Origin of the sequence: Marinobacter sp. NSM (genome assembly GCF_052380025.1) — a bacterium.
In the GTDB taxonomy this organism is placed as follows: Bacteria; Pseudomonadota; Gammaproteobacteria; order Pseudomonadales; family Oleiphilaceae; genus Marinobacter.
The window spans coordinates 42,294-55,481 of record NZ_JBQTCK010000002.1 but is presented as its reverse complement, the minus strand read 5'-3'; the positions used below and the strand labels follow the sequence as shown (position 1 = coordinate 55,481).

The 13,188-nt window shown below is 55.1% G+C and carries 8 protein-coding genes and 1 pseudogene; 3 read left to right on the top strand and 6 right to left on the bottom strand.

Going from position 1 to position 13,188, the window contains the following annotated elements; genetic code table 11:
* Positions 1 to 165: 165 nt before the first annotated feature.
* The 3 genes from ACTZWX_RS04325 to ACTZWX_RS04315 all read right to left on the bottom strand — a co-directional run bounded on the left by ACTZWX_RS04325 (position 166) and on the right by ACTZWX_RS04315 (position 6,527).
* On the bottom strand, positions 166 to 3,285 hold the full coding sequence (locus tag ACTZWX_RS04325) for an Ig-like domain-containing protein (protein ID WP_444712888.1): 3,120 nt from the start codon (positions 3,283 to 3,285) through the stop codon (positions 166 to 168).
* An 11-nt stretch (positions 3,286 to 3,296) separates the two neighbouring features.
* The gene (gene aupA / locus ACTZWX_RS04320; RefSeq protein ID WP_444712887.1) at positions 3,297 to 4,640 is read right to left on the bottom strand and encodes an alkane uptake protein AupA; all 1,344 of its coding nucleotides are present in this window, start codon (positions 4,638 to 4,640) and stop codon (positions 3,297 to 3,299) included.
* Positions 4,641 to 4,862: 222 nt separating this feature from the next.
* Positions 4,863 to 6,527, bottom strand: coding sequence for a LuxR C-terminal-related transcriptional regulator (locus tag ACTZWX_RS04315; RefSeq protein WP_444712886.1), 1,665 nt, complete (start codon positions 6,525 to 6,527; stop codon positions 4,863 to 4,865).
* Between the two features lie 132 nt (positions 6,528 to 6,659).
* Between ACTZWX_RS04315 and ACTZWX_RS04310 the strand changes: the two genes are divergently transcribed.
* Both ACTZWX_RS04310 and ACTZWX_RS04305 read left to right on the top strand, forming a co-directional pair.
* Positions 6,660 to 7,427, top strand: a complete 768-nt coding sequence (locus ACTZWX_RS04310) for a class I SAM-dependent methyltransferase (RefSeq protein ID WP_444712885.1) — start codon at positions 6,660 to 6,662, stop codon at positions 7,425 to 7,427.
* Positions 7,428 to 9,125, top strand: a complete 1,698-nt coding sequence (locus ACTZWX_RS04305; protein WP_444712884.1) for a hypothetical protein — start codon at positions 7,428 to 7,430, stop codon at positions 9,123 to 9,125. It abuts the gene before it with no gap.
* On the opposite strand, the gene ACTZWX_RS04300 is transcribed toward ACTZWX_RS04305, so the two are convergent.
* Together ACTZWX_RS04300 and ACTZWX_RS04295 are read right to left on the bottom strand one after the other, a co-directional pair.
* Positions 9,108 to 10,553: a hypothetical protein gene (locus tag ACTZWX_RS04300; RefSeq protein ID WP_444712883.1), complete on the bottom strand. Its 1,446-nt coding sequence runs from the start codon at positions 10,551 to 10,553 to the stop codon at positions 9,108 to 9,110. The two genes, ACTZWX_RS04305 and ACTZWX_RS04300, sit on opposite strands and share 18 nt — an antisense overlap.
* A gap of 726 nt (positions 10,554 to 11,279) precedes the next feature.
* On the bottom strand, positions 11,280 to 11,840 hold the full coding sequence (locus ACTZWX_RS04295; RefSeq protein WP_444712882.1) for an Lcl C-terminal domain-containing protein: 561 nt from the start codon (positions 11,838 to 11,840) through the stop codon (positions 11,280 to 11,282).
* Positions 11,841 to 11,926: 86 nt separating this feature from the next.
* On the opposite strand from ACTZWX_RS04295, the pseudogene istB reads away from it, so the two are divergent.
* Positions 11,927 to 12,217: pseudogene (gene istB, locus ACTZWX_RS04290) on the top strand (IS21-like element ISSpu5 family helper ATPase IstB); the annotation flags it as partial.
* Positions 12,218 to 12,492: 275 nt separating this feature from the next.
* On the opposite strand, the gene ACTZWX_RS04285 reads toward istB, so the two are convergent.
* Positions 12,493 to 13,107, bottom strand: a complete 615-nt coding sequence (locus ACTZWX_RS04285) for a tyrosine-type recombinase/integrase (RefSeq protein ID WP_444712881.1) — start codon at positions 13,105 to 13,107, stop codon at positions 12,493 to 12,495.
* Positions 13,108 to 13,188: the final 81 nt, after the last annotated feature.

Sequence of the window (13,188 nt, the reverse complement as noted above, 5' to 3'; positions counted from 1 at the left end):
CAATTTACAGGGTTAGACAAAGCAGGGAGATACGAAGATTAATGCGAGAGAGGTTTATGGGGGATGGGTGAGTCATTGCGACACTTTGTATCAAAAAGGCCAGCGGATGGCTGGCCATAAGGAAGATCTGATAGGGATAGCCCGGTTGCCCGGGCGGGCCTGTCCTCAATTCTGGGTATAGGGGGACAAGTAGTTCAGGTTCAGTTTGCCTGGTGGAATTTCCAGGTCAATCCGGCTGTTGGCATCTACGGCAACGTTGGCGATGCCTTGACATACGAATGTAAGCGGCCAGATGCCGCAGAGACCGCCAGTATTCTGGCCAGTGATTTCGATGGTCCCACGGGCATCCACATTGATAGGCACAGCTTCGACGTTGCTCAATGAGATCTGCATTCTGCCGTCTTCAAGGAACGTGATGGGGCCACGCAAGCGCAAATTGTTGATCTCATAGCTGCGAAGGTTGTGAGTCAGATTCGCAGGGCCGATACTCGGATTCAGGTACGGAGCATCAAGATAGACGTTCAGTGTGGTCTCGAATGTCAGTTGCCCGTCTTCATCGTTGGAGATGAAGCCTTTGGGCGGAATTCGACCGGCTTCGCTGTCGTTATCGTAGCGAATGCGCATCAGCATCGGCCCTGTCGGGATTTCCTCGTTCGGACTCAGGTCTACGCTCAGTATAAAGCTCGGGAAAGCATCGATAAAACTGGTATCAATCCGGACCCAAACACTGCTGGAGGTTGTCGCTAAGATCGACGGATAGATGTCGACCGGGATTCTTGGTTCGTTGTCGCCGTCACCAGCCAGGGGACTGCCATAGACCAATGTATCAAGCATCGCGGTAAGATAAATGGATTGGTCGCTGGCACAGTCCAAACCTACCTGGCAGCCAATATTCGCATTGGTTACGACCGTTGTGGTGTTCAACGGTGAAACGCCGGTTGCTCTCAGCCCTGCCGAATTCCGGAGAGTTTCGTCACCCGTCGCCCCTTGCTCGGTTCCCTTCTGGTAGGTCAGGTCAGAGTTGGCATCTGCGGTTGGCAGGTTGCGCAGAGGCAGGCTGACGGTTTGCGAATTCTCGGCTACCGCCATGAAATGATTTGCCAGGGCCTGTCCGCCGAAGGTCCGATTATTTCGATTCCGTGTGCCCTGTGTGAGCACTTCGGTTTGCAGTGGAAGGCCCGAGACAGAGCGGATGGCGTCGGTGCTGTTCAAGGTGTACCGATACTGAGCTCCTGGCTCCCAGCCGGCAACCGGCGTAATGACCAGACTGCGGGGGGTGCGGGTAACATCGTATTCGCCGGCAGGTACCGGTACCCAGAGACCATCCTGAACTACCTCCAGAGAGAAGTTTGCGCCAGGGACCAGAGTGTCTGGGTCGATGTTCTGTGAAAACCGTACCACCAGTGGCTTGTGGCTTGCGTGATCGGGAATAGGCAGCAGGTCGTCGGATGTCTTGCCACCTGCGCAGCGGCCCTGGTGGCCCTGGCTGAGGTTGATTCCGGTTTTTGTGCACGGGAAGCCGGGCATAGTTGCAAGCACCAGCGGTGATTGATCCTCTGGTGTTCCCGGTAGTGTCGGTGCAAGGTTGAAGTTCAAAGTGGTAGAGCCAAGGCTAAGCCCGGCGGTGTCCTCGATGTTCTCCAGAATCAAGCTGTACTCAGGGCCATGGGTCAGGGTTTGCTCAGGTTTAATGACCAGAACCGATCCGTTCAGAGAGCGTTCCGCGGTCAGCTCACTACCGCCTCCAAACAGCTTAACAGTGTCCTGATTAATGGTGCCGGGCAGTACAGGCTCCGAGAAGTAGACGATGAGTGGGTCGCCAGGGCGTAAGGTATCGGCGTAGTCGTCGCCCGGTACCCAGCTCTTGATGAACGGTGGCTGACTGTCCGAGAACTCTGTGGCTGCCGGCGCGTCGTCCGGATTCCGGTAGCCTTCCAATCGGAAAGAAATCAGTCCGGATGCTACATCCACGCCCATCACGTCTGGCTCGATTACGCCGACCGCTTCAATGGTCAGTGTGCCTTGCTCCACAATGGCCGTACCAATAAGATGTACGTGCAGCAGCTCCTGGGCCAACGCCGCATTGGCAATATTGTTCCCGGTATTGAGCGCCATGTCGATAAAGAGCTCAACCATTCTGGGTGCGTTTTCATCATCGGTGTAAGGGTTAGCCATCAGGAAGCCTTCCGCATCTGACAGGAAGCGCACTTCTATTGCCTCCGACGAAAAGCCTGCGGGCAACTCACCCGCCACGTTGACATCCACATTGGAGCCGGTCATCAGGGTGCCCCGGTCAATCCGCAACGGCACGCTCTGTTTGTTGGCGTCGAACCTCGGTATGTAGCCCAACTCTGCAAAGACGGTTCCCTGCGCACGGGTGATATTGTCCTGCCCCAAAAGCACCGAACGCAGGCCTACCGAATTAAAGCCTTCGCCGGAAAGCGACAGATCGCCCAGGGTGGTTGTGGCCGTTTGCGGCATCCGTTCCCGTTCCCCCTGGGGAGAGCGGGAATCGAGCGGTTGGATGGTCAGGGGAGAGTCATCTGACAGGTTTAACGGCGCCTGGGCCAGCGTGCTCCGGATGTCGTCACTGAGGTGCAGGGAATAGGTTTGGTTTGGGTCCAGGTCTGACTCAGGGTCAATGGTGACCCGGTGGCCACTGACATAAAGTTCCGCCGCAACCGGTTCACCCTGGCCATCCCGCAGTGCAATGGTGTCTCCGTAACGGAGGGTTTGTTCATCTACTGGTTCGGTAAACTGAATTCTCAGGGCCGAGATGTCTGTTGCGGGATAGCGATCGTTGCCCGCAGGAATAATGCGGGCGAGTTCAAAGCCCGTGCCTTCCGCGCGGTCCAATAATGGACCACTGGTGGCCGGTGCAGTGGTAAATTCAATGCCGCCATTCGGGAGCGTCACCAGGTCGCTGCCAGCCTTCAGGCCATTGGTGATCAGGGTGTAACGGGTGCCGGGTAACAGGGCTTGTGCCGGCCGAACTGCCAACCCCTGGTTCTCTGCGGTCATCTTCGCGTCCGTCAGAGTTACAGTGTCACCGTGCTCGCTCTCGAGTTGAAGACTTGAAGCAAGTTCATCCTCCGGAGTGGCTATACTCTGGGTAAAGCGCAGGAAGATCGGAGTGGTGGTGGCTACAGCGGCTTGCCCCGCCATGGGGTAGCTGAAATACAGGTCAGCCTGTGTTACCTCTGAGCGGTTGACGGTTTGCTCGTCGCCGCCGCAGCCCGCGAGAACAGCGGTGGCTACGGCCAGTGCAAGAATGGAACGCTTCATACTACACCTCGTCAGAACTTGAAGGTCACAGAGCCTGCGACAACGTGAACGTCGCCATCGGTTTCAACGGTTTCATTGGCGGTTTCACTACCGTACGGGGTTACCTGAAAATCCCGCTTCTGCAGTTGCTGGTACTGGTAGCCAAGATCAAACCGGACCGGATAGGCGAACAGGCGCGTGCGCTCATACTCAGCGCTGACACCAAGGCCGATCACGATCTTGTCGTTGTCGAAATAGTTGACCTCCGGATTCTGGGTGCTGCGTAAGGGGGATTCCTCATAAGCAACGCCAGCGGTGAGGGCAAACGCCTTGGTCAGCTGGTATTCACCGCCAAGTCGTGGCACCAGAATGTCATCAAAAGACATTCTCAGGCCCTCACTGACACCGCTTTGGTTCTTGATCGTGTCACTGGCGAAGGCATTCTCAAGTTCCGACCACTTCTGATGCTCGAGACTGGCCCCGATGCGCCAACCATCGCCCCGGTAATGCACGCCAAAAGCGAAGATTTCTGGTTGAAAGGAGTCGATCGTAGAGACGGCAAGGGGCAGGCCTGGCTCGGGAATCACCTGGGGCACCACCACATTGGCATCGACGGTCGTTTTGGTGTTGGAACGCGCACGATAGGCGATGGCCGTCTCGAAACCGCTGAGGATGCAGGCCTGTTCCGGGCAGAAGGTCTCGCCCAGTTCTGCATTAACGCTGGCGATACCTTTGAGCGACGGCTTGGCACTGACACCTAGCCGCTCCTGGCTGGTTTCGCCGGCCAGTGTTGAACGGGCATCCAGACTCGCCTCAGCTTGCAAGGTAATCCGTGCCGCCACACCGACATCAATCCCCCGCCAAATCGTGGTAGCGCCACCAATATTCAGAAACAGCGGCTCACGGCCGTACTGCAGGAACTGGCCGTCTTCCGAGGTTTCCGATTCAAAGGCCAGCATTTCCTTTCCGTACTTTTCAACACCGGCGATGAAGCCGAGATAAAGCGGGTGTCCGAAACGAGTGAGTGATCCGAGATTCGTTTTCATGCCAATCAGAACATGCTGGCTCGGGGAGTTGGATACCACATCACCGTCTCGGGTGGGGCTGCTGGCACGCAGTTCCTGCTCGGCATGCAGCAGGCCGGCTGTCAGCTCACCCCGGGGATCTTTGGTCAGATAGGCAGGGTTGTAGTAGGTGGCAGACACTTGTGTATTAAACATCGACAGCGCCTGCGCCGAGGCTATGTCACTTGGCATCACGCCATAGGTGGTGCCAAGGTTGCCCATACTGGCATACACGGGTAACGACAGGGATAGACTGATCGCCGAAACAGAGGCGCACAGAATCCGCTTACCTGCGAAATCAAAGCCATTCATTGTAATACTCCGTTGTTTTTTTTAGTCGCTTGTCGGTCTTGTGACCAATTTATCATTATTGTTGGATGATAAGCCCCAGCCGGACGAGCATGGTGTGGCCTTGGTGACAGTAGGTGCGAAGCCCAAAAGTCAAAGTTGATGTAAGTATCTGACAGATTATGGAATAGTCATCCAGAAGGGTGGGGCTGTGCCGTAGGATAAAGTGTATATATGTGACAAGGATCACAAAATTGCAAGAGGCGGCTGGTGTTCAGACAGCGCAGCAACAGCATGGTAGAGCCGTTCCGTTTGTGACACCGCCAATGTCAGCCCCTCGCCTGCAATCAGTTCGATAGTGATATTTGGGTTAATGCTTCGAAAAATGTCCAGGTGATGCGCCGGGGTGCTGGCATTACAGTCACCATGAATAAGTGTCAGAGGCAGGTTCGGAGTTTCCAGCAAGTGGCCCCAATCCTGAATCATAATCCTGAGATCCTCCAGGTACCCCGCCCCGAGTTGATTGACGTAGAACCCGTAGGCTGCAATCACTCCCTGTTTGAGGGAGTTCTTGCGAATTACATGCTCATCCGGCTCTACACCCTCGAAAATCACTTTTGGCCACTGCTCCGGCCCGAGCTTCCTCATCCTCAGGATCAATAGCCGAATCAACAGCCTCGCCAGCCAGGGCGCGTGGCGAGCAGCCTGGATGAAAATCGCTTGGTGAGCAGGCATGGCGTTAATCTGCTCCAGCTCTTTGAACGGGGGAGCTGCAGAGACGGAAACAATGCCGTTTATGTCGATGCCTGGCTGTTTCAGCAGCGCAAGGGCGGGGATAAGGGCGACTTCATGGGACAGAATGGTTACCCGAGAGATCGACAGCGTTTCCAGCACGGCGAGTATATCGTGGCACTGGCTTTCCAGTGGGTCTTCGGATTTGTCCGAGGGTTCGGTCCTGCCATAACCGGCGCGTTCGACGGCAATGACATCCAGCCCAAACTGAGCCGCCAGTCGCCGTTCGTCCGGAAAGTCCCCGGCACCGAAGGAGGGGCCATGGAGGAATAGCACCGGTTGCCCGCCGGGGCGGCCAAACCGGCGCCAGCCAATTCGCCGGTGATCACGGACCACCTCGTGAATACTCATGGGATAGTCGTCGTAATAGGCAGACAGCAAATCCCCTTTCGTTTTCACGGTATCCATGGCGGTCGCGGCAGAGGCGGCCATGGTAGCTGCCTGCACCTGACTTTTGGCGCCCAGCTTCTGCAACAGGCTTTTGATTTGCTGCCGGACGGTTGCCACCGAACTGCCTCGCTCTTCAGCGATCTCTTCCGACGAGCAGCCTCGTGATAGTAGCGCGAGGATGTGGCGTTCACTGGCGGACAGGCCGAACACGTCTGCGAACGCCAGATCAATGGATTCCGGCCAGTGTTGCTGCAAGGCATTCAACACGAAGGTTTTCAGTTTCTGCTGGTACATGCCCACGAGAATCAGGGGCAGGGTATGTTCATCACTGCCTTTTCGATAGGCCTTCAACAACGTGGGGCCCTGGGTGGAGGCGAGGCGTTCCTTGAACTGATGAAAGGCCTCCGGGCTGATGCCCAGGGCAACCAAGCCATCACCGGATTGCATATCAAACAGCTGGGCTGCGCCCACGTTCAGAGCAACCACCTGGCCAGACTCATTGAGAGCCAGGGCGGGGGCTGTGTGGTCGTTAACCAGTCTGTATAGCGGATCGTGGCCCGTTGCACGCTCTTCCAGGTCGTGCAGCGCCGTAGACAGTTCCAGGGCAAGGTCAGTCGGCAGAATGGCCTGTGAGCTAAGATCCGGTGCCAGAGCGACGATCAGGTCGGCAAATTCCGCTCGCCTGGCGGCAACGGCCGAGATGAGTTCCTTGAGGTTGTTGTCTGACATCGGGCTCTACCGGATATATCCCACCATTTAAACGAAATCAGGGAATTTCCGGATCACTTTATACCATGTGGTAGATGCCGCTTGGTGGCAGGCCCATTAATGTTAGCTCAAAACGCTGGGAGATACGGACAGTTGCTTGCAGATTACGCTGAAATTTTCCGGCACCGGGGTGGCAGTTACCATAAGGCCATGCTCACTGTGCCTCATGCGAGGGTGCTTGAGTTTAAACGGGCTTTAGAGCCCCTTATAGCAGATCTTGCAGCCCGTCCCGCCTTCCGGATAGCCGATGTGCCGTCTGGCGGGGAGTACCTGCGGAGTTTTCTGCCCGCAACGGTGGAGTACCATGGCTTCGACCCCAGTTCTGGCTTTAATACCGGCCCGGCTGAAGGTGGCGATCTGGCTGACTTGCCTTTCTCGGACCTATCGATTGATGCGTTTATAAGCCTGGCGGGGCTCCACCACTGTCTGGATAAGCGCCCTTTCCTGAATGCGTGTCACCCCGCACTGGTCCCCCATGGTTTGCTGTCTGTGCTGGATGTCCGGTCAGGGTCTCCTGAAGCCCGGTTTCTCGACGAGTTTGTAGGTGAATACAACGGCATGGGGCATGAAGGCGATTATCTTGGGCCTGGGTTCGTTTTACAGTTTGAGCCATCAAGATGGGATGTCCTGTCAGCGGGTATGGTGGATTGCCACTGGCAATTCACCAGTAAAACCGAACTGTGCGAATTCTGCCGTGGGCTGTTTCGTTTGCAGGGCGTTTCAGACAGCCTGATCCTTGAGGCCGTCAGAAGTTACCTGGGCGTCAAACCGAGTATTGATTCGCAAGAATCTGTGCAAATGCCATGGCGCCTTTACCGAGTGGTAGCCCGCAAATGCATCCCCAACCTTCAGGAGCACTGAATGCTGCAGAGACCCGATTGGGATATGCAGCCACCGGTTACGCGCTATTACGGTGGTTCAGATGTGACCCGTCAGCCTGGTTTTTGCGTGAACATCCGCCCGCCTTCGAATGCTTCGGAGCCGGTCTCACGAGCTTTTGTGACTTTGCTCGAACGCACCTTTCCGGAACCCGTCTTTGGCCGATTACCGAAGCCTTCAGGACACCCCGTCGGGCCTGAGACCTGGTTCGAATGGCTTGGGTACTGGCACCACCGAATCGTGCGATTCGCCGGGTTGCCGGTATTCGAGGCGCCGAAGGCCTTGCCTTCGCCGGATATGCCCAATTACTACCTGGTGTACTTCCCCTCATACGAGGGCACAGAGAACGCCAGTTTATCGCTTTTGAAGTGGCTGTTGACGGTGTCCATGGTCCCCCAAACCGACACCCTTGTTCGTGAGGCAATGTCCAGCCTTGAAACCGTCATGAAGCCCCTGGCTGACTGTGCCCCGACCTCGGCCAACATCTCGCGGTTTCTCTTCGCCGCTTTCGAGGCGCGTTTGCCAGTGGTTAGTCTGGGGCATCACATGTTTCAGATCGGCATTGGTGCATCCGGTGTGTGGCTCGACAGCTCGTTTACCTCCTCAACCCCGGTGATGTCGGCCAATCTGGTGCGAAACAAAGCGGCCACCAGCGACTTCCTTGCCAAGGCGGGCATTCCGGTGCCCAGGCAGGCACTTGCAAAGAATGAGGCTCAGCTGAAGCCTGTCGCCGAGGCACTTGGCTTTCCCTTGGTGTGCAAGCCGGCCGATCTGGACGGTGGTAAGGGCGTTCATCTGTACCTGGAAGACCTGCCTTCGCTGGCGGAGGCCTTCCGGCAGTGCCGGGAACTAACCGATCAGGTTCTTGTTCAGCCTCAGGTGCAGGGTCGGGATTATCGATTAACAGTGCATCGCGGAGAATGTGTATGGGCGATAGAGCGAGTGCCCGCCAGTGTGATTGGTAATGGAAAAGACACTGTTTCGAGATTAATAGAGCGTGAAAACGCCCGGCCGGAGCGTTCCGGCACCGGCCTCAGCCCGCTCAAGCCTTTGCCTGGTGCGGAATCCGCGAAAGACTTGCTCAACGCTCAGAACCTCAAGCCAACCAGTGTGCCGGCAACAGGCCAGGTTGTTGTGCTGTCGCATTTACCGAATGTCGCCGCCGGTGGCCAGCCGGTTCCGGTCTACGCCGACATTCACCCAGACAACGCCGAGCTGGCCGCCAAAGTAGCGCGATTGTGCCGCCTGGACCTGGCTGGCATTGATCTGATCATGCCGGACATCCGTCATTCATGGCGTGATATCGGCGCCTGGGTGATCGAAGTGAACGCGCAGCCGGATATTGGCCAGACCACCTCTGCCCACCTGTACGGCAAATTGCTCGGAAGGATGCTGCCGGAAAAGCCGGTTGAGATTCGCTACGTTGAAGGGCGGGAGCGTGACGCCTGGGGTAGGGCGGATAGAGTGAGCCACAAGGGGCGTTTCTGGGATGGGCTGAGCTGGCAGCCGTTACCCGAGAAAACGGCCGAACGGATTGCCTGGGCGCGGCAGTGCCTTTTGGATGATAAATGCCAAGGTGTATGGCTGGATGAGGTGAGTTGGAAATGGTTCAGGCAGGCCGCCACGGACTTGAGAATCCAATGGCGGCCGCAAGACGACTATTTAAACCGCCGGGGATGAAGAAACATAGGTAATTGGCCCGAGCCCCGGAAGAGGAATGAACCTGGTTGGACCATTTTCGCCATCGCGACAGACGTTATCTTCACTTGCTGTCGATATTGCCACAGCTGGGTCGCGGTCGGTTTGAGTATTGTTCTCATCCACATACACACGAGTCGTTTTCGGCGAGTTGCCATCTAAAACGAAACTGATGCCCGCGACCAGTGGTGCGCTGGGTTTAGAGGAATAGCCAATCGTGGCATTGGTTGGGCAATCCAGTCGCGCTTGGTTTGATCTGCCTCTCAAGAAGCGGGCTTCGGCTCCAACAAACTCAAAGTCCGCGGTAATGAACTTATCATTGCCACCGTTTGACAGGGTTTCGATAAAGAGCGATCCAGCATCTTCACCGGTACCGAATACGATGGAACTTGACTCAGCTGTTTCATTGCCACGATAGGGTGTTTCTACATATACGGTGTAGACATCGTTTTGAGGGTCGTTGTTCAATGCCGTGGGGGCCACAAAAACAGACGCAAAGTTGTTGAATTGCACCTGTGAGGAAGTGCCGCCATTGGGTGTAGTGGTGATGCTTAGGTTCGGCGCATCAAAGGCATACATACCCTTATATTCGTTTTCTGCCAGCCGATTGCGTACAAAATTAGTTGAGACGGACGGTAAATTACCGATGGCTTGTTGCGCTAAGGCGCCAATCTCGGCATAAACGTGGGTATCTACAAAGGTGCCAGAAACAACATGGTCGACGTTATCAAGGTCACTGATTTCAACATCTGAGCCGTCGAAACCAAATGTGAAAGCAAAGTTGTCCATGCGATTAGCCGCGCTTCGGGCTCCGGATTCACCGATCCAAGTGCGTTCTAATGTCACTGGGCCATTAACCGTGGCTATCACCGTTGTATTATCATCTGGAGCAACTATTTCACAGTCGGTAAAGATCACGGTAACCGCACTGCGGTACAGAGAAGAACCATCTCCCAGCGTTGTGCCTGTTTCGTCATTGGTGACGTCAGTCGGTAAATAGGTATTGTCAGTAGACGGGGCCAGAAAACCATCCCCAGTTTTGATTGTTCCGAACGTAGTGGAGGACCCGCCACAATTTCGTGGAGGGGCAGTATTGACAGGATCACTATCGCCTTGCGTTACCCAACTCTCGAAGCGAGATACACCTGATGTATCTTCACCTTCGATGAGATGTGTCCGCAAAAAGTCATACAACTCCGCCGGAAATGCCTGCTCTGGCAGCGCTTTCATCTCATCCAGCGCCGTCGTCGGATCCTGGTTAAACGCAAACGCTGCCGGGAAAGTCGGTTCATCCGGCGTTGTGTCCTCGTCCACCTGCTGATTGCCAGAGGAACTGGAACCACCACAACCCACCAGCGCCAGTGAGGTGGTTAAAACGGCTAAACCCAGAAGATTCTTCTTTGTATGCATGGTCGACATCCATTCTGATCACGGGATTAAGTGCCAGAAAAGAGTAGGGGAACGACACAAACGGAGCATCTACCATCTGGTATAAAAGTTGGGTTCTACTGAGAAAAAAATCGAAAAGTATTTGAAACGATGGAGTTCGCTTTAGGAGAGGGAAGAAAGCTGCAAGTAGTGTTGGGCCCACCTGGACTCGAACCAGGGACCAAAATTCATGTGTGGCCGTTTCTACGTATCCGACGCCCCTTTAGTCCAGGGCCCTTCGGACTAAATGGTATCTTCAGGCAGCGGTTTTATCGAGACCGCGCTTATAGTGCCGGGTTTGGAAGGGGAGTAAGGCTTTCATAAACGGCCTGAGATCGTGATCGAGCCCCCAGGATCGGGCCAGCCCGTCGACACGCTCCCGTGACAAACGCTCAGGAAGGTTTGCCTTCGCTAGGCAGGCTTGCTCCCCAGAATCCGGGTGCGCTGGGGCTGGCAGCCAGCAGTCGCTAGCAAACCGGCGCCCCTTCTGAAGGCCGTGATCGCCCTACATGAATGTTCGCTTTGGTCGCAAAGCGGACATTCAGGTCAATGGCCGATGGGCTCGCTTTGAGGGTCGCCCCGGCGGGATCAGCGCCTAAGATATTAAGGACTGTCCCTGTGGCTTTTGAATAACAAGCCACAAGAACAGTGCTGAAGAGGGAAATAATCCGCCTAACCGCTCCAGAGTGATCAAGTTTCGTTCAAAGTTTACGGGGCGGCGGTTCTTGCGAGACGAACTTTATGCAGCTTCTCTTTACAGAAACCAAAGCAATTGGCAGTGCCAGAAAAGAAACTGACATGCCATGCGTTCAATCTATCTGCTACAAGGGGCGAAGATGTCCAGAACTGAGCATTGGGTATATTCGGGAACACAGCAATATTCGCGCTGGGATTCCAGCATCGACGCTCAAAAATAGATAACAACTCATTTTTGTTAGGCAGACGCCAATCACTGTAACCAGCAAATGTTGAACTTTCTGCCTGTTGCAGCGCGCCAGCCCATGTATACCCGGTCATATTCCCAGCACATTCTCCGGTGTCTGAGTCCCACGTTTGACCCAAACCGCAGCGCATCCACATCAGTTGAGTTGGTTTGTGAACAGCCGTCCCGTCAGTATTTAACTCGAAATCAGAAGTAGGTGTAGTAGCAATAATTGCCGAGTTTTCATTGGCGCACTGGGTAGTGGATTCCTGGCTATTTGCATTTAACGGGAAAACCATAACTATGCCAGCCCACAGCGCCCAAGACCTTACTTTTTTAACGATCATTACGTAATCCCTCCTTCAGTCCCGAATGTCTGCGTACCGCACCAGGCGAACATATTTACCAATTGATTTAGGTTCAGCCTCCCCGAAGTCGCCTGGCCAAGGTCGACGTGCTGATCCTGGATGACTGGGGGCTGATGAAACTGAGCGCCGAGAATCGGCGAGACTTGCTGGAGGTGCTGGAAGATCGACATGGCCGGCGCTCCACCATCGCCACTAGCCAATTACCCATCGAGGAATGGCATGGCGTAATCGGTGACGCCACCCTCGCAGACGCCATTCTGGACCGGCTCGTTCACAACGCTTACAAGATCAATCTCCGGGGCGAGTCCATGCGAAAACAGCAGGCAAAGTTGACGGCCACCGAGACTTCGGAGTAAGAAGAGAACCCCGCGTCGCTACGCTCCGATGGGTGGCAGCCTTGCCCCGGTCCAGGTGGCAGGCTTCACGTGGAATGGGTGGCAACCTTTAGCGGTTTACGCAGGGATGGGGGCTCCTTAATTATCAGCCCAGAGAGCTAGAGCGAATGAGTGCAATTCGAGCGTTCGCTTTTGTTTAGCGACGGGAGGAGCATGATCGAAACCCGAGGGTGAGCATCTAGCGGGGCTGGCAGCGTCTGCGGCATCCAAAGGCGCCAAAGACACAAGTTACGCACCTAGATCTCAATACTCTCAGCTATCTCCAGAGCATCCTCGACCTCCACACCAAGGTACCGCACGGTGCTCGACATATTCGTGTGTCCCAACAGCAACTGGACGGCTTGAAGATTCTTGGTCTTCTTGTAGATCAATGTCGCTTTGCTGCGTCTCATTGAATGGGTTGCATAGACTGAAGGGTCAAGTCCAATGCTGGTAATCCACTTTTTGACAAGGCGGGCGTATTGGTGGGTAGTGATATGGTCGAACTTTCGTATCCGGCTCGGCCACAAATAATCCATACCCGAGAGTCCGCGCAACTCGATCCATGCTTCGACCGATTCGCGCGTCTTTTTGGTTATCTCAAACTGAACAGGCTGACTGGTCTTCTGCTGGATGACTTGCGCCCGGTCCAGAACCTCACCGTTTCTGGAAATATCTCGAACCAAAAGCTTTACCAAATCGCAGGATCGGAGTTTGCAGTCAATTGCCATGTTGAACATCGCCAGCTCGCGGATATTCTTCGCTATCTCTAACCGAATACGGATAGCCCATATTTGTTCGAGTTTGAGCGGTAGCTTCTGGCCGACGAGCTTCCCTTTGTTCCAAGGAACTTTGCTGGTAGAAAACGTCATGACGTGGCCCTCTTTGGAGGGTAAGGGCCTTTAAGTATGGCTCAGAAGATTGTTCTCTGCTGGCCAACCGGTCGCAAAGCA